Source organism: Hydrocarboniphaga sp., assembly GCF_028291725.1.
Classification (GTDB): Bacteria; Pseudomonadota; Gammaproteobacteria; order Nevskiales; family Nevskiaceae; genus Hydrocarboniphaga.
Genome location: NZ_JAQGNT010000009.1, coordinates 37,366 through 58,427, shown reverse-complemented (window position 1 = coordinate 58,427; position 21,062 = coordinate 37,366). Strand labels below are relative to the sequence as shown.

The following is a 21,062-nucleotide window of genomic DNA, read 5'->3' as shown; positions in this document are numbered from 1 at the left end:
GCGCCTCTCGAGACATGCAGGCCCGAGATATTTCGATATCCGTATCGTGATTGGCGCTGCTTCAGCGGTCGTCGACACAGTTCTGCACCGCCTCGGCCAGGTGCCGGATCAGCGTCTCATGATCACCTTTGGCCAGGGCATCGACCCCGATCACGCGCTGCATCAGCGAGAAGCCGAGCAGGTAGGTGGCGATCAGCGCCGCGCGCTCCTGAGTGCGATCGCCGCTCAGGCGAGAGGCGATCGGATCGACGATCTGTTCGCCGATCGCGCGGCGCACGGTGGCGGCCGCGACCGGGCTTGCAGCCGAACGGATCAGCAGTTGCAACGACTGATTGGATGCCTTGAGCCGCGCCTGCCTGGCGGAGACGCCCTGCACGGTGAAGCGCGCCCATTGCTCGCCGAGTTGATCGACGCTGCCTTGCCGCAGTTCAGCTCCGGCCAGCGCCTGGCTTGCGACTTCGCGGAACAGGTCTCCCTTCGAGCCGAAATACAGATTGATCAGTGCAGGGTTGACCCCGACGGCCTCCCCGATCTGACGCACTCCGGTCGCGTCGTAGCCCTTGGCGGCGAACAAGCGCGTTGCCGCTTTCAGGATCTCGCTGCGGGTTCTTTCGCCCTTGGTAGGCGGTTTCGGCCTGGCGCCGGCAGCGGCAGTCTTGGGCATTCGGGATGGCGTCCTGGAGTCATGGCGATGCCGTGCAATATCGGGGGAGCCGCGGCACATTGCCAGTCTCGACGACGTGGCGGTCGGCCAATCTATGGCGCGGAAACTGCCGAGGACTTGAGCGTCTTGACTGCGCTATGAGCCGGTTGGTCCCTTACCTTAATAAAGTTAAACATTTAATATAAAAGGGATATTCAGATATTGGTCGTTGCTGTCCCATTATAAACTTGAAGCGCTATCAATATTGCCGTCCGGCGGCATATACTGCGAACCGTGGCCGTCGCGGCGCTTTGCCTCCCGACGCCGGCTGCCCGCTTTGCCCAAACAAGCGATAGCGCCGAACCAGGCGCGTCGATAAGCCGATCCGTCGACGCCTCCGGCGGATCGTCAAGGAGACTCGATGAAGGCTGTGCGCACATCCGGCAGGCCGGCGGCCTCGGGCTATCGCTGGTATGTACTGTCGCTGCTGGTGCTGGTCTACGCGTTCCACCACATGGATCGCCAGGTCGTCACGCTGCTGCTGGAGCCGATCAAGCGCGAATTCCTTCTGTCCGATACGCAGCTCGGCTTCCTCGCCGGCTTGAGTTACGCGATTTCGTTCGGCATTGCCGGCATTCCGCTGGGGCTGCTGGTGGATCGAGTGCACCGCGTGCGTCTGCTTTCGGTGCTGCTGACGGTGTGGAGCGGCCTGACCGCTCTGTGCGGATTCGCCGGCGGCTTTGCCTCGCTGGTGATCGCGCGTATCGGCATCGGCGCAGCGGAGTCGGGCGGCACGCCGACCAACGTGTCGCTGATCGCCGATTACTTCAAGCGCAAGGATCGCCCGACTGCGATGGGCATCTACTACATGGGCACGCAGATCGGCACGATCATCGGCTTTGCGGTGGCCGCGATCGTGGCGCAGAAGTACGGATGGCGCGCCGGCTTTCTGGTCGCGGGTATTCCCGGCCTGCTGCTGATGCTCCTGGTTCTGACCACGATCAAAGAACCGCGACGCGGCGACGCCGACGAAGATCAGGAAGTGCCGGCCGCGTCGCGCAGCGCACCGGTAGCCGCGTCCAGCCTGGGCCAGACTCTGGGTTTCATCTGGTCGCAGCGTTCGCAGGTGCACACGATGACCGGCATCGTCATCGCGATGGCGGTGACGGCCGGGATGGGCGCGTGGCTCGCGCCGCTGATGATCCGCCTGTATGGCATCAATCTGAAAACCGCCGGGCTCACGCTGGCGCTGGGTGTGGCGACGTTCGGCGCGCTCGGCTCTTTCGTCGGCGGAATGCTGGCGAGCCGTGTCGGCACGCGCAATGTCGCCAATCTGCCCAAGCTCACCGCGCTGGCGACAGCGCTGACCGTGCCGACTGCCCTGCTCGGTATTCTCGGCGGATCGCTGCCCTTGACCATCGTCGGCTTCGCCGCCCAGCATTTCTTCAATGCGATGATCGTCTCGACCGGCTACGCGCTTTCACTCGAACTAACGCGCTCGACGATGCGCGGCACGACGATGGCCCTGCTGCAGGTGCTGTGCAATGTCTGCGGTTACGGTTTCGGGCCGCAGTTCGTCGGGCTGCTCAGCGACCGGTTCAACCCGAGTTTCGGCGCCAACGCGCTGCCCTACGCAATGGCGCTGCTGGCCCTGGGCAATATCTGGGCGACGGTGCATCTGCTCGTCGCGGCGAAATGGGCTCCGGGCGATCTGCTGCGCGCAGCGGCGTTTAGCCCGCAGACTTCAGCCTGACGAGCGGACAGCGGAGGATCTGATGGAAACGAAAATTGAAACCCGCGATCGGTATCGCTACTGGCTGTCGATCGCGACGCGCTGGATGGACGGCGATCCTTACGGGCATGTCAACAACGTGCAGTATTACTCGTTCATCGACACCGTCGTGACGACGATGCTGATCGACAGGCAGGTGCTGCGCGGGCCGCACTGGGACGCGATCGGGCTGACCATCGAAAGCCAGTGCAACTATCACCAGCCGATCACGTTTCCCGAGGCGATCGATGCCGGACTGCGGATCGGCCGCATCGGCAACAGCAGCCTGCGTTACGAGGTCGCGCTGTTCAGGCAAGGCGACAGCCAGCCGGCTGCGACCGCGCATTTCGTGCATGTGTTCGTCGACCCCGATTCGCGCAGGCCGGTGCCGCTGGTCGCGGCGGTGCGCGAGGCGATGACTGAGCTGATGTTGCCGGTCTGAGCCGAACCGGCCAGTTCCTTCCCCCGCATGCAGGGGAGCCGTTGGCCCCGGCGAGAATCGACTTGTGTCGATTCGAGTTAAGCCAACGGCGGGATGGGGGCGAGACGACAGCCGTGTAGGTTGGGGTGAGCGCAGCGAACCCCAACATCGGCGCGGGCACACGTTGGGGTTCGCTGCGCTCACCCCAACCTACACGCTGAAACCAACACGGTTCACTTTGTCGCGTAGGTCGGCAATCCCTTGCCGACGTGCGCCCTCGGATGCGCAATCACCGCCTCACGTCGGCAAGGGATTGCCGACCTACGGGTGTCGTTGCCCGTCGATATCGGAGAATCATCCCGCCTTGCAAAGTCCCGGCGGCTGGTAGCGCCCATCGAGCAGCTCCGCCTCGGGCCAGTACAGCCGCGCGACGATCTGGAACGGCATCGCCGGCGCCGGCAGCCAATTGGCCTGATGTTCCGCGCCCGGCGAATCGTGCTGCACGTACAGCGTCAGCGAGCCATCCGCGGCGTACACCAGATCGCGATCACGGTCGCCGATCTTGTAGCGTCCGCTGGGATGCTTCACCAGCAAGCGCGTCTTCGCGTCGTAGACCGTGAACGACCAGAAGCCTTTGACCGGCGGTGGCGGAGCGAGGTGGAAGCGGTAGCGATGTTGGCTGCCGTCCAGCGGCTCGCCGTCGAGATCGACTTCGGCGGTCATGTAGACGACTTCGGCCGATTCCGGGCCCCAGATCGCATAGCGTGCCAGCACCGCGCGGCGCAGGAAGGCGTCGTCGCTGCCGGCGAGTATCGATCGCGGACCGCGCAAGTTCAGCGGATAGACCCAGCCGTTGACCGGATCGTCGAGATGCGCGAGGCGCTTCTGGATGCGTTCGTAACCGGCATCGATGCCGGCCTGAATTGCGTTGCGCCGCGGCGTGTCGAGCTTGGATGCATCGAAGTCCAGACCCGGGTCGATGCCGATCTTGGAGAAGCGCTGCATCAGCGCGATTTCGCTTTCGTGTATGCGGCACATGCCGAGCACGAAATTCAAGTAGCAGATGAAGTTCGGCGTGCGTGCCTCGAACAGTCGAGCGTTGCCGTCGGGCACGACCCAGTCGATAGCCGCGACCGGTGGCGGCGGATTCTGCTTGAGCCAGGCGCTCAGCGTATGCAACTCGAAGCGATCCTGCAGCGCATGCAGTTCGGTCCAGTTCTCGTCGGCGCCTTCCACGAGGATGCGGGCGAACATCTTCAGCAGCCAGGATTCGCCGACGATGACTTCGTCGATTCCGGCCGGCGTCGGGCCGCTCCAGCCCGGGCCAGCGATCAGATAGCGGCGCGAGCCGTTGCCATGCGTGCGAGTGCCGCGGTTGACGATGTTGTGGCCGTAGACATCGTTGATCTGGATGTTCTGAAAGCGGTGCTTGGGAAACTCCGGTGTGACCAGCACCACCGGCTCCGCGCGCAGGTCCAGCCATGATGACGAATACACCGTGTCGGTGTTGACCCAGGGAATGTAGTTGTTGAAATCCGGCGTCGCCAGCGTGCGGAAATGCTTCCAGGTGTTGACTGGCTGACGTTCCGCTTCGGGCGCGGTGACGATCTGCGTATACGTCAGGCCGTAGGCCATGACCGGTGAATACGCGTACACGTAAGCCTGCTCGGCAATCTGGCGAATGTCGGCGAGTCCATCCATGAAAAACTCCTGGCTTTCAGACAAAGAAAACCCGCGCCGAAGCGCGGGAGGGGAGGTTATGCCAATAAGCCGGCTTGCATCAGCCGCCTTGTGCACCAAAGCGATAGCGGATATCCAGGCCAAAGCTGCGCGGCTCGCCTGGCGTGCGCGTGACGATGCCGATAGCGGCCGAGGTGTAGATGTCGCCGAAGGCGTTCAGATATTCCTTGTCGAGCGCGTTCTTGACGAAGAAGCCGAGATCGAAACCGCTGCGCATGACCGAGTTCCAGTCCGCGCGCAGGTTCAGCAGTCCATACGCGTCCACGCTCTGTTCAGGCGCGTAGGTATCGCTCGCGCTGTAGCCGGCGGTGTGGAAGTAATTGACCTGCACGCTGGTCTTGCCGATCTCGGCCGGTGTCGGCAGCGTGTAGCGGCCGGTGATGCTGTAGACGTTCTTCGGGGCGCGTGCAAACGGCTGGTTCGAGATGTCGGCTCCGGTCAGTGGATCGATGAACTCGTCATAGCTCGCATCGGTGTAGGAATAGAAGCCCGAGATTTCGGTGTTGTCCGTCGGCAGGATCGTGAACTCGACTTCCGCGCCCTTGATCGTGGCCTTGGCGGCGTTGACCGGAATCGTCTGCGGCGGATTGGTGGTCGGATCGGTCAGCAGGCGCTGAATGTCCTTGTAGTCCGAGTAGTAGACAGCCGCATTGAGGCGCAGCGGTATTTCACCGAGGCGGAAGTCGTTCTTGCTGCCGATTTCGACATCGGTGACGGTTTCTGGATTGAAAGTCTTGGACAGCGCGTCCTCGGTCGCGGCGCGTGCGCCGAAGCCGCCCGTGCGATAGCCGCGGCGATTGGCGAGGTAGAGCAAGTTATGCGGCGTGAACTGGTAGTCCAGGCTGAGGTTCCAGGTCGGCTCGCTGAAGCTCTTCTTGAACGAGACCACGCATTCGTCGATCGGCACCTGGTTGGCGGGTGTCTCGGGCGTGCTGGGATCGCTGTCCAGATCGCGCGAGAAGCGGCAGACCTCCGGTCCGTTCGGATTGCTGGCGTTGCCGGAACGGTTGCGTATCGTGGCCTCGCGGTCATCCCAGGTATAACGGCCTCCGGCGGTGAACGACAAACCCTCGACCAGGTTGTCCAGCTTCTGCGTGGCCTGTGCGAACACCGATTTGCTGGTGTTCTTGCCATCCGGATCGGTCAGCGTCCAGCCCGGGAAATCCTGCGGTACTGGCTGCGGTATCTGGTTGCCCGGCGAGGTATTGGCCGGCTTGACGGTGATGCTGTAGTCGTCGGTGCCGCCGGCTTCGTGGAAGTAATAGGCGCCGACGATCCAGTTCAGAGTATCGGTCTTGCCGAGCAGCTGGAACTCTTCGGAGATCTGGTTGAAGTCGTAGTAGCGGGCGATCTGGATCAGCGGAATCGGCATGCCGTCGACATCGTCGAAATTGCCGCCGGTGACGCGACGGTTGCCGACGATGTTTTTCACCGACAGGCCGTCGTTGATGTCATAGGTCGTCGTGTTGGCGATGTCGCGAGTCGAGACGCGCGTGAACTGGTCGGCGCCGCTGGCGGTTTTGTAGATGCCGCGCGCCTGCTGGTCGGCCACCATCTGCTCGCCGCTGAGCGAGCCGGTGTAGCCGAGGAAAGCCGCAGTGCCGTTCGGCGTGCCGTCGGGCTTGGTCGCATTCGCCAGCGAGCCCGGATTCAGCGTGACGATTTCCGCGCCGGTGCCGCCATCGTCCTCGATGAAGCGCGAGAACGTGAACAGCGAGTTCATTCCATCCATCGGCTGCACGGCGAGCGAAACCCGGCCGGCCTTGGTGTGCTCGTTGTTGATCTCCTTGTCGAGCACGACGTCCTTCAGATAGCCGTCGCTGTCGGTGGTCTGGCCGGCGACGCGCAGCTGCGCCCAGTCGGTCAGCGGCTGGTTCACCATCGCCGTCGTGTTGAAGCGGCCGAGGTTGCCGACCGTGGTGCCGACGTAGCCTTCGAACTCCTCGCTCGGTGTATTCGCTTTGATGTTGATCGCGCCGCCGGTGGAGTTGCGGCCGAACAGCGTGCCCTGCGGGCCCTTGAGCACTTCCACCGACTGGATGTCGAACAGCGAGGAATTGACGCCCTGCTGGCGCTCGACGACGACGTCGTTGAAGTACACCGGCACCGACGGATCGGCGAGGATCGAAAGCTCCTGCTGGCTCTGGCCGCGGATCGCGAACGTCGGTATCGCCTTGCTGCCGGACGAGCCGGCCGTGATCACCAGGCTTGGTACCTGCGTCGCCATCGCATTGACGTCGGTGATGTTCGCGCGTGCCAGCGCATCGCCACTCACCGCAGTGACCGCGATCGGCACGTTCTGGATGCTTTCAGCGCGGCGCCGTGCGGTGATCACGACTTCCTCGATCGACAGCTCACCAGCTTCGGCGGCGGGCGGAGCGGCGTCGGCAGTTGGTGCCGCCGCAGTGGGATCGGCGGGTGCCGACTCCGCAGCCGGTACATCAGTTTCACTTAAAGCGCTTTCAGTTAAAAGAACTGGAGCGGTCTGCTGGGCGACTGCTTCCATTTGCGCATGCACGGGGAAGCTCGCGATGGCGCCGGCCAAGCCTACGGATGTTGCGATAATGCTTTGTTTAAACAAGACAGTTTCTCCTCTATGGCACGGTGCTCACTTCAAGCGGTGAGCTAGTTCTGGTTGGCTGAATGCCTTATTCAGCTTAGATTCTCTCGAAAGGATGCTATTTGTCAACGTCTTTTTGAAGTCTTACCTGTAGGTAAATGAAGCGCATCATTTTGCATTTGTTCGCACCGGGGGGCGGTCAGGCGCGGCGGTCTTCGGGTACCCCGAAACGCTCGGTATAGAACGACAGCGCCTGGCGGCGCTGCGCCATGTCGATGCCGAAATCCTCCGCTGAATAAGTATGCCCGCCGGGTTTGCCGCGCTGGCTGGTCTGTATCCAGTCGCGCATGGCTGTTTCGGCGGCGGCGTCCAGCGTCTTGCCACAGGCGGCGTAGATGCGCCGCACGGTGCCGATCGGATCGGCAGTCAGGTCGCGGAAATGCACGTCCACGTAGCGCGGATCACCGGCTTTGCGCGCGTCACAGATACCGCGCAGCAGGCGCTCGATGATCGCGACCATGTTGCTGCCGACCAGCAGTGGATTCGGGTGATCGAAGTAGTTGCGGATGCCGTAACAGGTCAGGCTGGCCAGCGACACCGTCGTCGTCACCGGGTCGCGATGCGTCTGCACGATCAGCGCGTCCGGAAACACCGCCAGCAGCGGCTTCAGGTTCTCCATGTGCATCGGCGCCTTGAGCACCCATTGCTCGCCGCCGCGCAGCCACTGCAGCGTCTGCAATACGCGCCGGAAGTAGGCATAGCCGGCGGTGTGATCGGCGCGCAGGTAGTAGTCGACGTAGCTGGGTACCGCGAACGAGAATTCGAACGCCATCGAGCAGAAGCCCAGCGACAGCAGTGCGATTTCTTCCTCGGGCTCCTCGGCCTCGAGCTGGTGCATCTTGGTCATCTCGGGTGCGATCCGGTGCAGCCGGTCCAGCGCCGCGTGTGCGGCGGCGATGCGCGGATCGGGCTGCGACACCGGCGCCTCCGGATCGCCGAAAGGCAGCGGGAACAGCAGCTCCCAGAACGGCGCGTGGCGCAGGCTCGCGTCGCGCGCCAGCAGCCATTGCAGGAACGTCGTGCCGCTGCGCGGCAGGCCGACGACGAAGATCGGCTTGGGCACCGGCAGGTTCAGGATCTCCGGCCGCTGCCTCCACAGCGCTTCAAGCCGCAGGCGCGTCACCAGGATGGTCATCAGCCGGCGATAGGCATTCTCGCGGCCGCCGGCGTTCAGATCGACCTCGCGGCTCAGTGAATCGCATAGCGCGGTCAGAGGTTCGAGGAAGGGATCGGGGCCGAAATCCAGCAGCCCGGTTTCTTCGCGAGCGCGTTGCATCAGAGACTGCGGATCGAGCGGAAAGCGGCGCTCGAGTTCACTGCCGGCGACGATCTCGTCCGCGGTATCGATCTGCGGATAGGCGAATTCGCGGGCCCGCGGGGTCAGGCTGTCGGGCGCCGGGACCGGTACGTGTTTCAGCATGATTCTGTTTCTCCAGGTTCTCGCAGACCTCAGGCGGGATGCACGCCCTCGCTACGCTGATGCCTGACCTCTGAGCGGGTCTCGTGTGGTTGCGATAGTAGCCTATTTGAAACGCTTCAAGTCAACTCAGGATCTGTGTCGGCTCAGCAGCAGCGCGACCAGGATCACGGCGCCCGCTGCGACGAACGGCAGCCGGGGGTCGATCCGGTGCAGCGGCATTGCAAAAATCGGGGTCACGATGAAACCGGCGGACCACAACGCGCCGTTGAGCCCGGCGATCGCTCCCTGCTCATCGGCCTGCACCGACAGCGAGGCGCGGGCGATGTTGCCGGGCCGCACCAGGCCGTAGCCGAGGCCGCACAGCAGCGTCGCCAGCCAGACGCTAAGCGAGCTCGTGCTGATCGCCAGGCCGGCGAAAGCGCAGAGGTTGATCGTCAGGCCGAGACTTTCCAGCTTCCTGGGTGCGGCGCCGAGTCTCGGCACCAGCACAGTCTGCGAGAACAGCGTCGCCAGGGCCGCCAGCATCAGGGCGATGCCGACCACGCGCGGCGCGTCGGCAGTGGCGACGCCGATCCGGTCCATGAAGGTGTAGGCCAGCGTCTGCAGCAGCGTCGCCTGCGAAATGCTGCCGCACAGTCCGATCAGCAGTACCGAGCGGATCCGTGGATCGAACGGGCTCATCCTCAGCGTCGGGGCGCCGTGACTGCGCTGCGGCGGCTGCGGGTCCAGACCACGGCGCACGCCCAGCCAGACCAGCATCGCGAAAGCGGCGGTCGCGAACAGCGGGGTCAGCAAGCCGAACACCGCGAGCACGCCGATCACCCCTGGGCCCATTAGCGTGCCCAGATTCCAGGCCGCGGTCAGCCGGCCGATCGCGATCGTGCGCCGCGCCGGCGGCGTCAGCGCGATGACGTAGGCCTGGGCGGCCGGCAGCGCGCCGCTGCTGAGCGCGCTGTAGAGCAGACGCGACATCAGGATCAGCGTCCACAGCAGGCCGGCGCCGTACCAGCCTGCATAGGCGCCGGCGGAGGCGAGAGCGAAGATCAGCAACGACGCTGCAAAGCCGAGCAGGCTCAACAGCAGGATCGGCTTGCGGTCCCAGGTGTCGCAGCGATGGCCCCACCACGCGGTTGCCAGCGACCAGGCGATCGCCGGCAGCATATAGATCAGGCCGACGCCGTTTTCGTCGATGCCGATGTCGCGGGCGACCGCCGGCAGAATCGCGAAGATCAGCGACTGGCCGATGCCGTGCATCACCGGAACCGCGGTCAGCGAGATCGCGATGCTGCGCGAGATGCCGGGTGACAAGCGATCCGGCACGTCCGGTGCGGACGATGCCGGCCCAGGATTCGGATTGGCCGCGCCGTCGCTCACTCCAGGAACACGCGGCGCTCGGAGTCGACGATCTCGACGCGCCCACGCAGGCCGCTGCGCAGCTTCGCAAACGGCGCCGCGCGCGCGTTGACGCTGGACAGCGCGAGTTCGCCATCGATCGCGTCGACGCGCCACTCGCTCTCGTCGTAGCGGGCACCGCCGCCGGCTGGCGGCTCGAATGCGAATACCGGGCCGATCTGCAGCAGCGTCCACGCCGGCACGCTGAGCGCGGCGAGCTTGCGCGCCGCCGCCGGCGCCGCAACCACCGCGCGCAGGCCGCCGAAGAACTGCCGCGGATCGCGGCCCAGCGCGAGCAGCGCATCGAGTACCGGCGTCGACAGGCCGAGAATCGCCTGCAGCTTGAAGCGGCGGATCACCATGTCGGTGCGGCTGGTGTCGAAAGCGCCGGATTCGGCCTGGATCCACGGGATGTGCAGGCGCATCGCCGCGTTCTCGAACGGCCACCACGACACTTCCTCGGCACCGTCGCCGATCAGGTGGATCATCTGGCCGGCCTGCAGGCCCAGGCGTTCGTAGACCGTCACCGCCCAGGCGCTGTCGCGCTCGATATCGCGGCGGCTCAGCGGGTAGGGCAGCGTGCCGCAGGCGAAGTGCGCGACGCCGACGATCCAGGGCGCTCCGGCCGGTGCTTTCAATGGTGTTGCATGGTTCGTCGGGATCACTGCTTCGCGGTCCGGGGAATCTTGTTGCGGGGGCCGATCTTCAGCAGCTCCGAATAGGGCACTAATTCGATCTCGGCGATCAGGCCGACCGCGCGCTGCACCGATTCCACCAGCTGCGCCTGCACCGCGGCCAGGTCGGGCGTGCCGCCGTAGCCGACGCGCATCCGCAGCGCCGGCATGTGGCGGCCGGTACGGATCACCTGGAACAGGCCGGCCGAGGTGTCATCGACATTCTCCACGGCGGCCCAGACATCCATCGGCAGCACGGTGCGGCCGTCGACGACCACCTCGTCGCCGGAACGGCCGACGGTCCAGAAGCGTGCGCTGCTACGGCCGCAGGCGCAGGGCTCGGTGGTCAGCCGGATCATGTCGCCGGAGCGATAGCGGATCAGCGGATCGACATCGTTGATCAGCGAGGTCACGCACAGTTCGCCAACGCCGTCGCCCTCGATCAGCGCGCCGGTCTGCGGATCGACCAGTTCCACCAGCGCGAAATCCTCGTGCGCATGCATGCCCTCGTGTTCGCGGCATTCGTGCGCCACCGCGATGTCGCCGAACGCGGTCTGGTTGTAGATACGTCCGATCAGCCCCCAGCCTTCGAGCAGGCGGCGGTTGCGCGGCCCCATCGGCTCGCCGGCAAACATCACCGCCTTGTAGCTGGTGAACACTTCGCGCATGTCGACGCCGTGATCGCGCTCCAGCAGTTCGAGCTGGTAGATGAAAGGATTGCTGGCCGTGAACAGCACCGCCGGCCGATAGCGCCGCGACATCTCGACGAAGGCATGGGTGTCGTCGGGGTGATAGCTGAGCAGGATCGGGATCGTGCCCAGGCGCTCGAGCACGCGAAACACCGGGCCGCGGATGCGGTTGGCCAGCAGCACCACGTAGTCGCCGGCGCGCACGCCCATCTGCCACAGGTCACGCGGCGTATTCGGCCAGAAGTTCGAGGTGCCGGCCTCGATGCCCGGGCACTGCGGGTCCATTCCATCGGACGAGCCCCAGCGCCAGGTGAACAGCGTCGGGTCGCCGGTGGTGCCGGAGCTGGACGCGATGAAGCTGATTTCTTCGGGCGGGATGCACAGCAGACCGCCGAAAGGATCGTCGTGCTCGTCGCGAAACGCGCGGATCTGGTCCTTGTCCGTGAACGGTGCCAGGCGCTTGAAGTCGTCGATGCTGCGGATGTCGTCGGGCCTGACGCCGGCCGCCTGCCAGTTGTTGCGCAGCAGCGCCGAGCGCTCGTAGGCGTAGCGCAGCATCCTCAGCAACCGCTGTTCCTGCAGCGCGCGCAGCTGCGGGCGGGGCAGGGTTTCGACGGCGTCCAGAAACCGTGGTTCGACTACGGCCGTCGGCGGGCTGGGCGTCTGGGATGTGCTTGGGTCCATCGTATTCGGCGCCCGCTGCGCGGCCGCTTTCTCCTCCTCGTCGTTTTAAGAGCTGGCGTCCGCGGCCCATAACAGAGGCCCGGTTACGGCGAGCATCCTATAAATAGTATCCTAATTCAAGACGACGAGCCGACGCCAGCCATCACAGGTTTTTTTCGATGAAGGCAACAGTCCTGGGGCAGCGTCGCATCGCCGCGGAAACCCACCGATAATAGGACCCTATACCGTGCCTATCGATCCTGACCTACATGCCCTCTAGCCCCAACGACGCCGCTGCGCGCAGCAAACCCTCCCGGTCGTCGCGCTCGAAGTGGACAGCGGCAGCGGCGAATCTGTTCCAGGTGCCGAAGGACAACGAGGCGGCGCGCACCCGCAAGCTCGGCGAAGTCACCGCTTACGCCATCAAGCGCGACATCGCGGCGCGCGGCTGGCCGGTCGGCGAGGTGCTCGGCAACCAGGTCGAGCTGATGCGCCACTACAACGTGAGCCGCTCGACCCTGCGCGAAGCAGTGCGCCAGATCGAGCGCCACGGCGTGGCGAGAATGCGCCGCGGCGTCGGCGGCGGCCTGGTCGTGCAGCAGCCGGCTCGTGATTCGGTCGTGCTGGCGATCGCCAGCTATCTGGAACTGGCCGCGGTCAGCCTGAGCGAGTTGTTCGAAGCGCGTGAAGTCGTCGAAGGCCTGCTCGTCGGCCTGATCTGCGAGCGCGCCACCGACGCCGATCTGAAGCGCCTGGGCGAATTGCTGCAGGGTCTGCTCGCCAGCGCGGCGGACAACATGCAGCTGGAGGCGACGCGACACCTGGCGCTGCGTGGCGCGATCAACTCGCTGTCGCGCAACGCCGCCCTGTCGCTGCTGCTGGAATCGCTGTACTACGTGACCAGCGACATGCTGACCGTCGAGGCCGATCACCCTGACGTGAAGATGCTGATCCGCGAATCGCGGCGCGAGAAAAAAGAACTGGTCGAAGCGCTGCTCGGCGGCGACGAAATGCAGGCGCGGATGGCGATGCGTGCCTCGCTGGACCGCAGCCGCAAGCAAGCCGAACAGCAGCTGCGGCGTATCCGGATCAAGTTCGAGGATGCCAGCGCACTGACGCTGGGCGTGACCCACGATTCGCCCAACGCCGGCAATGCCGCGATGAAGCTCGGGCATCGGACCTCGCTGCGCATCGCGCACGATATCGCCGCGGCCAAGTCCGCACCGGGCACCCGCATCGGCGCCGAGCCTGAAGTCGGCGCGCGCTACGGCGTCAGCCGCGCGGTTTTCCGCGAGGCCGTGCGCACGCTGGAGCTGCATTCCATCGTCGGCGTGCGCCGCGGCCTCGGCGGCGGCCTGGTCGTCGGCAAGCCCGATCCCGCTTATACGGTCGAACTGACGTCGATCTATTTCCAGTATGCGCGCCTGAAACCGCGCCATTTTTATGAACTCTGGCGGACGATCCAGACCACCGCGGCGCAGCTCGCGGCGCGCAGCATTGACGCCACCGGCCGCCGGCAGCTGGAGTTGCTGCTGGAGCAGCAGCGCCAGGCCGGCCGCGAAGACATGCTGGAAATTCACGGCCGCGTGCACGAGGCCATCAGCGTGCTCAGCGGCAATCGTGTGCTGGCGCTGTTCACCAAGGTGATGGCGGAAATCGCCGCCTACTATTCGACACGCGTGCCGCTGCCGGACATCTGGAAAGTGTTCACCGACAGCCATACCGAACTGGTCGGCGCGATCAGCCGTGGCGAAGTGGCGCTGGCACGGCGTCTGATGACGCGGCACCTGAAGCTGGTCGATGCTTGGTACGGCGAGGCGCCGCGCAGCGAGTGGCTGCAATCGCTGCGCGATACCGAGGAGCTGTCACCGGAATGGCCGGCGGCACCGAAAGTAGCCGCCACGAAGAAAGCGGCCAAGAAGCCGCCTGCCGTTAAAAAAGGCCCAGTCAGGAAGCCGGCAGTCAAGAAAGCTGCCAAAAAGCGGAGCAAGAGCTGATGGCCGCCGAAGCCGGCAAGGTACGGATCGAGCGCGTCGGCGAGCATGTCGCGCATGTGCTGATGGATCGCCCGTCGGCGCGCAATGCGATCGATGTCGATATGGCGGTGGCGCTCGAAGCCGCCGCCGACGAACTCGAAGCCGATGCCGCGATCCGCGCCGTCGTGCTCAGCGGCGCCGGCGACAAGGCCTTCAGCGCCGGTGCCGATCTGGCGACGATCGCCGCCGGCCGCGACCAGGAGCTGCTGCGGCCACGTGGTGGTTATCTGGGCCTGACCGCGTATCCGCGGCGCAAGCCCTGGATCGCCGCGATCCGCGGCGTCGCCGCCGGCGGTGGCCTGGAGCTGGCGCTGTCCTGCGACCTGATCGTTGCCGGCGACAACGCGCGGTTGGGCCTGCCCGAAGTCAGCCGCGGCACCATCGCCGGCTCCTGCGGCGTGTTCCGCCTGCCGGCGCGGGTAGCGCATTCGATCGCGCTGGAGTGGCTGCTGACCGGCGAACTCGTCGCGGCACCGCGCGCCTACGAAGCCGGATTGTTGAACCGCGTGGTACCCGACGCACAGGTGATCGCCGAGGCGCTGACGCTGGCCGCAGGTATCGCGCAAAACTCACCGCTGGCCGTGCGCGAGACGCTGGCGATCGCGCGGGCGGCAACGCGCATGGACGAAGCCGATGCGCGCGTCGTTACCGAAGCGGCCAGCCAGCGGCTGCGCGCATCGCCCGACAATCGAGAAGGCGCGCTGGCGTTCCTGGAGAAACGCGCCCCGCGCTGGGCGGACTGAAGTCGCTCTGTAGCGGATCCAGGCCTGATTCCTGGAACCGACCGTTAGCGAACATGATGATTTAAAATCCCCCTTGCTCGATGGGATGAGCCTTTCATATCTGCCACTACGAGGACGAACCAATGTGTGAAAGCGATGACCTGGCTGGCTTTGCGCGGCGTGACACGGGGCTGACGCGCCGCAAGTTCGGGCTGGCGGTGCTCGGCGCGGGCTTGGCCGCCGGCATGCCCGTCCTTTCGCTGGCGGCCGAGACCAAGGGCAAGGATGTCGACATCAAAACGCCCGCAGGGACTGCTGATGCGTACTTCGTGCACCCGGCGAAGGGCAAGCATCCCGGCGTGCTGATCTGGCCGGATATCTTCGGGCTGCGGCCGGCATTCAAGGAGATGGCGACGCGCCTCGCCGCGTCCGGCTATGCGGTGCTGGTGGTCAATCCGTTCTATCGCACCCAGCGCGCGCCGACCGCGCCCGAACATGCCGACTTCAATAATCCGGCAACGCGCGATGCGCTGATGGCGCTGCGCGCAAGCCTGAGCGCGGACACCGCGCAGATCGACGCCAAGGCCTTCGCTGCGTTTCTCGACCAGCAGTCGGCCGTGGATATAAAGCGAAAGATCGGCACCACGGGTTACTGCATGGGTGGTCCGCTGGTGCTGCAGACGGCAGCGGCCTTGCCGGGCCGTATCGGTGCGGGTGCCACGTTCCACGGCGGTGGATTGGCGACGGACAAGCCGGACAGCCCGCATCTGCTGATCCCGAGCATGAAGGCACAGTTCCTGATCGCGATTGCCGAGAACGATGACGCCAAGGAACCGACCGCCAAGGACACGCTGCGCACGGCTTTCGCTCAGGCGAAATTGCCGGCGGAAATCGAGGTTTATGCCGGCACCAAGCACGGCTGGTGTCCGACCGATTCGCCTGCCTACGATTACGACCAGGCTGAGAAAGCCTGGGATCGCATGCTGGCCTTGTTCGGCCGCGCGCTGTAGCTCGACCACGATACGAAAGTACTAGTCCTACCTGGCGATTGAAGAGCCGCCGCCGCTCAGGCGGAATGATTGCGCGACCACTCCACCGTTCTGGGCAAGCGCTCAGGCGGTCCGGTCGCTCAACCAGGGAGAGGCGATCATGAAACAGGGAATCCACCGCCGGGTATCCGGCGGCCGCGTCATTTCGGCTGCGCTTGCACTCGTGCTCGGCAGTGTCAGTGGTAGTGCTTTCGGTGCGGCGCAAGCGGCAGGAAAGAGCGAGCCTTATGCCTCGCTGATCTTCCTCAACGCGAACGTCGTCACCATGAACCCGCAGCAGCCGAACGCACAAGCGCTGGCGGTGAACGACGGCAAGATTGTGAAGCTTGGAACCGACGCCGAGATGAAGCCATTGGTCGGTCCGTCGACGCAGCTCGTGTATGCGCAGGGCATGACCATCCTGCCGGGCTTCATCGACCCGCATTCGCACATGGCGGGCTACAGCATCTACAACGACCCGGAAAATTGGCTGGACGTATCCAGCATCAACATCTACTTCAAGCCTTCGCCGGGTGACCCGCGCTGCGCCACGCCCAATGATCCACAGCAGTGCTTCATTCCGGTACAGAACCACGATGAAGTGCTTGCGCGCATCACCGCGCGCGTCGCGCAGTGGAAGCAGGAGAAGCGCAGCGGCCCGGTGCTCGCGTTCAACTACGATCCATCGCGCCTGGGCCACAGCCCCAGCTGCAAGAAGCCGCCGCAAGACGTGGCCTTTCAATGCCCGAACTTCGAAGACGGCAGCGCGCGCAAGCAACTCGATGCCATTTCTACGGACATCCCGATTTACGTCACCAGCGAATCCGGGCATATCTCGTACGTCAACTCGCCGGCGTTGGAGATGCTGAACATCTGCAATCCAGGCACCGTGCAGCCGCAGCCTTGCCACATGCCCACGACCAATCCGAAGCAGGAAATCGCGCTGGCACAGATGGGCCAGCTCAACGAAGACCGCTCGCTCGTCGCCACCGCCTACTTCCAAGGCGTGTTGATCAAGCAGAACAAGGGCGTTGACTTCAGCGGCAAGCTGCTCCAGCAGGCCGCCGACATCTATGCACAGCACGGCTACACGCTGGCGCAGGAAGGCGCAGCCGGATTTGATGTGATGGCGCTCTACGCGCAGCAGTTGCTCGATTGGAAGCGCAGCGACTTTCCAGTGGCCGCTGCGATGATTGCCTACGATGCCGCCGCCGCTGATTTCTCAAAGACCGTCGAGACCGGATTGGCGGCGCGGAAGTTGATCGGTGAAAAGAACCCGCTGCTATCCGTCGAGGCATTGAAAAGCTTCACCGATGGTTCGGCGCAGGGCTATACCGCCGATCTGAAGCAGCCCTACGAGGAGTGGTTCAAGCCGTATACCGAACCCCTGCTGTACTCCCAGCCGTATAAAGGGCTGCCCGACATCAGCCAGCAGCAGATCGCCGAGCGCTTGAAGGCTTCGCACCAGGCGGGTTTCCCGATGATCATTCACCAGATCGGTGACCAGGCGATCCAGAACGCGGTGAATGCGCTGCAGGAGACGCGGCCGACCTCACCGCCGCCGTCCGGCAAGCGTGACGTGCTTCTGCACGCGCCGATGATCACCACGCAGGACCTGGACACGCTCAAGAGCCTGGGCAATACCATGGTCAGCGAGATGTCGAGCAACGTCTACTACTACGCGCTGCCGGAATGCCATCAGGTGCTCGGCCCCAAGCGCACGCTGACGATCTACCCCTCGCGCGACGTGCTGCGTCACACCGGGCGCCTGACGCTGCACAGCGATTCGCCGGTGACGCCGCCGTATCCGCTGTTCGAAATCTGGACGGCGGTCACCCGCAATGCGCAGCAGATGCCGTGGTATCCCAAGGATCAGAAGTGCCCACCGGTGATGGTGGACGCGGCCGACCCGGTCGGCGGCGACCAGCGCATCAGCATCCTCGAAGGACTCAGGGCCTTCACTGTCGATGCCGCATATCAATACGGCATGGACAAGACTCGCGGCACTATTGAAATCGGCAAGTACGCCGATCTGGTGCTGCTCTCTGCCGATCCACTGGCTGCGGAAGTGACGCGCGACCCGAACCTGCTGCGCGACATCCGCGTGATCGGCACGGCGAGCTACGGCCGCTACTTTCCCAATCCGAACGGCTACCAGAAGCCGATCTGGCCGGAATGAGCCGCGTTCGTTCTACAGCCCGTAGGTTGGGGTGAGCGGCAGCGAACCCCAACATCGGCACGGAAGAATGTTGGGGCTCGCTTTCTCGCGGAAGCTTTGTTGATCGAGACATCCGTCACGCGCCCAGCCACAATTCGTTCAGGCCTTAACGCAGGACACAGCGCGTGGCACGCTCGCCGTCCAACCCGAATCCGGTTCGCGTCCGCTTCGACGAGTTCGAACTCGATGAGGCGAACGCCTGGCTGCTGCGAGGCGGCAAGGCCGTCGCGCTCGCGCCCACGCCCTTCAACCTGCTGTGCGCGCTGGCGCGCCAGCCGGGCACGCTGCTCGCGAAGGACGCACTGCTCGACGCGGTGTGGGGCCACCAGTTCGTCACCGAATCAGTACTCAAGACCGCCATCAGCGACCTGCGCACGGCGCTCGGTGACAACCCCCGCGAGCCGCGATTTATCGAGACCGTGCCGCGGCGTGGCTACCGCTTCATTGCGGCGCCGGCCGCCGCGCCTGCGGCACAGTCCGTCGCCGTCACGCTGCCGCCAGGCCCGGAGCCGACGTCGTCGTTCGTTGGCCGCGCGAACGCCATCGCCCGGCTGCAGCAGGCCTGGGATCAAGCCTGCACCGGGCAGCGCGCGGTGGTCTGGGTCGCTGGCGAACCGGGCATCGGCAAGACCACGCTGATCGAGCACTTCGTCGCCAGCCTCGGCGGCATCGCCTGCGCGCGCGGGCAGTGCGTGGAGCACTACGGCACGGGCGAGCCCTACCTGCCGGTGCTGGAAGCGCTGGCCGAGCTGTGTCGCGGCGACCCCACACTGCCGGTGCTGCTGCGTAGTGTGGCGCCGACCTGGCTGCTGCAGCTGCCGTGGCTGAGCACCGCCGAGGAACGCGACGCGCTGCGGCGCGAGCTGGCTGGCGTGGGCCCGGAACGCATGCTGCGCGAAATGGGCGAGCTGCTCGACCGCTACACCGAGCAGCGTCCCTTGCTGCTGGTGACGGAAGATCTGCACTGGAGTGATCGGGCGACGCTGCAGCTGATCGATTACCTCGCGCGGCGGCGCGGACGCGCGTGCCTGATGTGGCTGGCTAGCTTCCGCCTGGCCGAGGTGATCGCGCTGAACCATCCGCTCAACCCGCTGCGGCACGAGCTGCGCCGGCAGCGCCTGTGCCAGGAGGTGGTGCTCGACCCGTTCTCGGAGACTGAGGTCGCCGCATGCATCGCGCAACACTCGGCCTCGCTCGCGCGCGACGAGGCCTTCGTGCGTGCGCTGCACGCGCGCACCGACGGCGTGCCGCTGTTCGTCTCGTCGGTCATCACCGAGGTGATGGAACGCAGGGCGGACGACGCCGCGGTGGAAGCGCAGCTCGCGGCGATGGCGGTTCCGGAGAGTCTCGCGGCCATCATCGACCACTACATGGCCAGGCTGGACAACGAGTCGCGCGCCCTGCTCTCGGCGGCGGCTGTCTGCGGAGTGGAATTCCGTGTCGATACGGTGGCGCTGGCTCTGGAGCGCGATGCCGCGTCAGTGGTCGATGCCTGCGAGGCGCTGGTGCGGGAGCACCTGTGGCTCGCCGCGCCTCGAGCCGCCGAGAGCGACGCCGCAGGAGAGCTGCCCTACGCGTTCCGGCACGCGCTGTTCCGGCAGGTGCTGTACGAGCGCACGTCGCCTGCGGTTCGAACTCAGCTGCACCGCAAGGTCGGCGCGGCCCTCGAACGGGAGCGTTCGGCCGGCGTGCCGGTGGCCGCAGCGGAGTTGGCGATGCACTTCGACCGCGCGCGGCAGCCGATGACCGCGCTGCGCTACTACAACGAGGCGGCGGAAGCGGCGCTGCTGCACTTCAGCCCGGCCTTGTCCATCAGCCTCACCGAGCGCGCCTCGGTTCTGCTCCAGCAGGCGCCGACGGGGGACGAGCGCAACGCACTGGAGATCGCAGTCGCCACGCTGCACGGCGTGGCGGCCTTCCAATCGCTAGGCGTGGGCAGCGAAGCGAAAGGCGCTTTCGAGCGCGCGTACACGCTGCTGCAAGACTTGCCCGACCACGCGATGCGCGGGCGGCTGCTGTACGGTTTCGGCTACATGCTGAGCCTGCGCGGCGAGTATGCGCAGGCGCTGGCGGTGGCGGGACGCGCCGAGGCGCTCGCGGCGGGATCGGACGATCCGGCGCTGATGCTGGCGGTGTGCATCGTGCACGGCGAGGTGCACCAATTGCAGGGCCAGCCGCAGGCGGCGCTCGCATGGATAGAACGCGGGCTCGCCATTGCCGAGGCGCTCGACGTCGCGGCGGCGGAGGTCTTCGTCACCGACCCGCAAGTCACGCTGCTCGGGATGCTGACCATCGAGCTCGTACACCGCGGGCGGGTCGGGCAGGCGAGGGCACAGGTGCAACGCTTACGTGAGCGCGCTCGCGTGCTGCGGCAGCCGATGACGCAGCTCGTCGCCACCTGGCACGAGGCGCTGTTCGAGGTGCGCCTGGGCAATGCCGAACGGGTCGCGGCGCTGGCCGAGGAGATGCAGTCACTGGTCGACGAATTCTCCCTGGCGCAGGGGCAGACGGCGTGCCGCTGGTTCCGCGGCTGGGCGCAGGCCCTGAACGGAGCGCCACTCGAAGGCCACCGCCTGATCCGCGAGGCCTATGAGCAGAACATCCGGCTTGGCATGCGCTCGGGCGCCAGTGAGGTGCTGGGCTACTCGGCGCAGGCGCTGCTGCTGGCCGGCAGTACCGATGCGGCGCTAGCCCAGTTGCAGGAAGCGCTGCAGCTCGCCGACGAGTTGGCCGAGCGCGTGGTCCTGCCGCAACTGTGGCTGCTGGAGGCGGCGATTGCCCGTGCGCAAGCTCGGGCCGAGGCCGGCGCCGCCTCGGTGCGGCGCGCGATCGACGAAGCGCGAGCGCAGAACGCGCCCTGGCTCGAACTGCTTGCACTCGTCGACCTGTGCGAGCACCACGAGGCGGCGGCTGCGGAGCGTAGCGCGCTCGCTGTTCTTGTCGAGCGACTCCCGGAAGCGAGCGACACGCCGCCGGTGCGGCGCGCACGGGCCATCCTGCAGCCCTGACCAGCCTGATGACGCCC

The 21,062-nt window shown here is 65.5% G+C and carries 14 protein-coding genes; 7 read left to right on the top strand and 7 right to left on the bottom strand.

What is annotated here, in order from left to right; genetic code table 11:
* Window positions 1–61: 61 nt before the first annotated feature.
* Window positions 62–664, bottom strand: coding sequence for a TetR family transcriptional regulator (locus JWQ90_RS02475; protein WP_299688844.1), 603 nt, complete (start codon window positions 662–664; stop codon window positions 62–64).
* Between the two features lie 400 nt (window positions 665–1,064).
* Here JWQ90_RS02475 and JWQ90_RS02470 point away from each other — a divergent pair, with 400 nt between their 5' ends.
* Both JWQ90_RS02470 and JWQ90_RS02465 read left to right on the top strand, forming a co-directional pair.
* Window positions 1,065–2,396 carry an MFS transporter gene (locus JWQ90_RS02470; protein WP_299688841.1) on the top strand — a complete coding sequence of 444 codons (1,332 nt, stop codon included), beginning with the start codon at window positions 1,065–1,067 and terminating at the stop codon, window positions 2,394–2,396.
* 22 nt (window positions 2,397–2,418) lie between these two features.
* On the top strand, window positions 2,419–2,856 hold the full coding sequence (locus JWQ90_RS02465) for a thioesterase family protein (protein WP_299688838.1): 438 nt from the start codon (window positions 2,419–2,421) through the stop codon (window positions 2,854–2,856).
* 333 nt (window positions 2,857–3,189) lie between these two features.
* Here JWQ90_RS02465 and JWQ90_RS02460 read toward each other — a convergent pair whose 3' ends face one another.
* The 6 genes from JWQ90_RS02460 to JWQ90_RS02435 all read right to left on the bottom strand — a co-directional run bounded on the left by JWQ90_RS02460 (window position 3,190) and on the right by JWQ90_RS02435 (window position 12,054).
* A complete protein-coding gene (locus tag JWQ90_RS02460) occupies window positions 3,190–4,536 on the bottom strand; it encodes a DUF1214 domain-containing protein (protein WP_299688835.1) in 1,347 nt (448 codons plus the stop codon).
* 79 nt (window positions 4,537–4,615) lie between these two features.
* On the bottom strand, window positions 4,616–6,910 hold the full coding sequence (locus JWQ90_RS02455; RefSeq protein WP_299688833.1) for a TonB-dependent receptor: 2,295 nt from the start codon (window positions 6,908–6,910) through the stop codon (window positions 4,616–4,618).
* 424 nt (window positions 6,911–7,334) lie between these two features.
* Entirely contained in the window at window positions 7,335–8,615 is a 1,281-nt protein-coding gene (locus tag JWQ90_RS02450) for a sulfotransferase (RefSeq protein WP_299688830.1), read from the bottom strand.
* Window positions 8,616–8,741: 126 nt separating this feature from the next.
* Window positions 8,742–9,989, bottom strand: coding sequence for an MFS transporter (locus tag JWQ90_RS02445; RefSeq protein ID WP_299688827.1), 1,248 nt, complete (start codon window positions 9,987–9,989; stop codon window positions 8,742–8,744).
* Window positions 9,986–10,645, bottom strand: a complete 660-nt coding sequence (locus JWQ90_RS02440) for a hypothetical protein (RefSeq protein ID WP_299688824.1) — start codon at window positions 10,643–10,645, stop codon at window positions 9,986–9,988. Before JWQ90_RS02440 ends, JWQ90_RS02445 begins: the two co-directional genes overlap by 4 nt.
* A gap of 23 nt (window positions 10,646–10,668) precedes the next feature.
* Window positions 10,669–12,054 (bottom strand): hypothetical protein, encoded by a 1,386-nt coding sequence (locus tag JWQ90_RS02435; protein ID WP_299688821.1) that lies wholly within the window; start codon window positions 12,052–12,054, stop codon window positions 10,669–10,671.
* A gap of 248 nt (window positions 12,055–12,302) precedes the next feature.
* Here JWQ90_RS02435 and JWQ90_RS02430 point away from each other — a divergent pair, with 248 nt between their 5' ends.
* The 5 genes from JWQ90_RS02430 (at window position 12,303) to JWQ90_RS02410 (ending at window position 21,045) form a co-directional block, all read left to right on the top strand.
* Window positions 12,303–14,030 carry an FCD domain-containing protein gene (locus JWQ90_RS02430; RefSeq protein WP_299688818.1) on the top strand — a complete coding sequence of 576 codons (1,728 nt, stop codon included), beginning with the start codon at window positions 12,303–12,305 and terminating at the stop codon, window positions 14,028–14,030.
* Entirely contained in the window at window positions 14,030–14,812 is a 783-nt protein-coding gene (locus JWQ90_RS02425; RefSeq protein ID WP_299688815.1) for an enoyl-CoA hydratase-related protein, read from the top strand. The genes JWQ90_RS02430 and JWQ90_RS02425 overlap by 1 nt, the downstream gene beginning before the upstream one ends.
* 122 nt (window positions 14,813–14,934) lie before the next feature.
* The gene (locus tag JWQ90_RS02420) at window positions 14,935–15,801 is read left to right on the top strand and encodes a dienelactone hydrolase family protein (protein ID WP_299688812.1); all 867 of its coding nucleotides are present in this window, start codon (window positions 14,935–14,937) and stop codon (window positions 15,799–15,801) included.
* Between the two features lie 139 nt (window positions 15,802–15,940).
* On the top strand, window positions 15,941–17,998 hold the full coding sequence (locus tag JWQ90_RS02415; RefSeq protein WP_299688810.1) for an amidohydrolase family protein: 2,058 nt from the start codon (window positions 15,941–15,943) through the stop codon (window positions 17,996–17,998).
* Between the two features lie 164 nt (window positions 17,999–18,162).
* Window positions 18,163–21,045: an AAA family ATPase gene (locus JWQ90_RS02410; protein ID WP_299688807.1), complete on the top strand. Its 2,883-nt coding sequence runs from the start codon at window positions 18,163–18,165 to the stop codon at window positions 21,043–21,045.
* Window positions 21,046–21,062 lie beyond the last annotated feature (17 nt).

Excerpts from the sequence above, each read along its gene's own strand:
- JWQ90_RS02475 (WP_299688844.1), bottom strand. The coding sequence starts at position 664 with ATGCCCAAGACTGCCGCTGCCGGCGCCAGGCCGAAACCGCCTACCAAG.
- JWQ90_RS02470 (WP_299688841.1), top strand. The coding sequence starts at position 1,065 with ATGAAGGCTGTGCGCACATCCGGCAGGCCGGCGGCCTCGGGCTATCGC.
- JWQ90_RS02465 (WP_299688838.1), top strand. The coding sequence starts at position 2,419 with ATGGAAACGAAAATTGAAACCCGCGATCGGTATCGCTACTGGCTGTCG.
- JWQ90_RS02460 (WP_299688835.1), bottom strand. The coding sequence starts at position 4,536 with ATGGATGGACTCGCCGACATTCGCCAGATTGCCGAGCAGGCTTACGTG.
- JWQ90_RS02450 (WP_299688830.1), bottom strand. The coding sequence starts at position 8,615 with ATGCTGAAACACGTACCGGTCCCGGCGCCCGACAGCCTGACCCCGCGG.
- JWQ90_RS02435 (WP_299688821.1), bottom strand. The coding sequence starts at position 12,054 with ATGGACCCAAGCACATCCCAGACGCCCAGCCCGCCGACGGCCGTAGTC.
- JWQ90_RS02430 (WP_299688818.1), top strand. The coding sequence starts at position 12,303 with ATGCCCTCTAGCCCCAACGACGCCGCTGCGCGCAGCAAACCCTCCCGG.
- JWQ90_RS02425 (WP_299688815.1), top strand. The coding sequence starts at position 14,030 with ATGGCCGCCGAAGCCGGCAAGGTACGGATCGAGCGCGTCGGCGAGCAT.
- JWQ90_RS02420 (WP_299688812.1), top strand. The coding sequence starts at position 14,935 with ATGTGTGAAAGCGATGACCTGGCTGGCTTTGCGCGGCGTGACACGGGG.
- JWQ90_RS02415 (WP_299688810.1), top strand. The coding sequence starts at position 15,941 with ATGAAACAGGGAATCCACCGCCGGGTATCCGGCGGCCGCGTCATTTCG.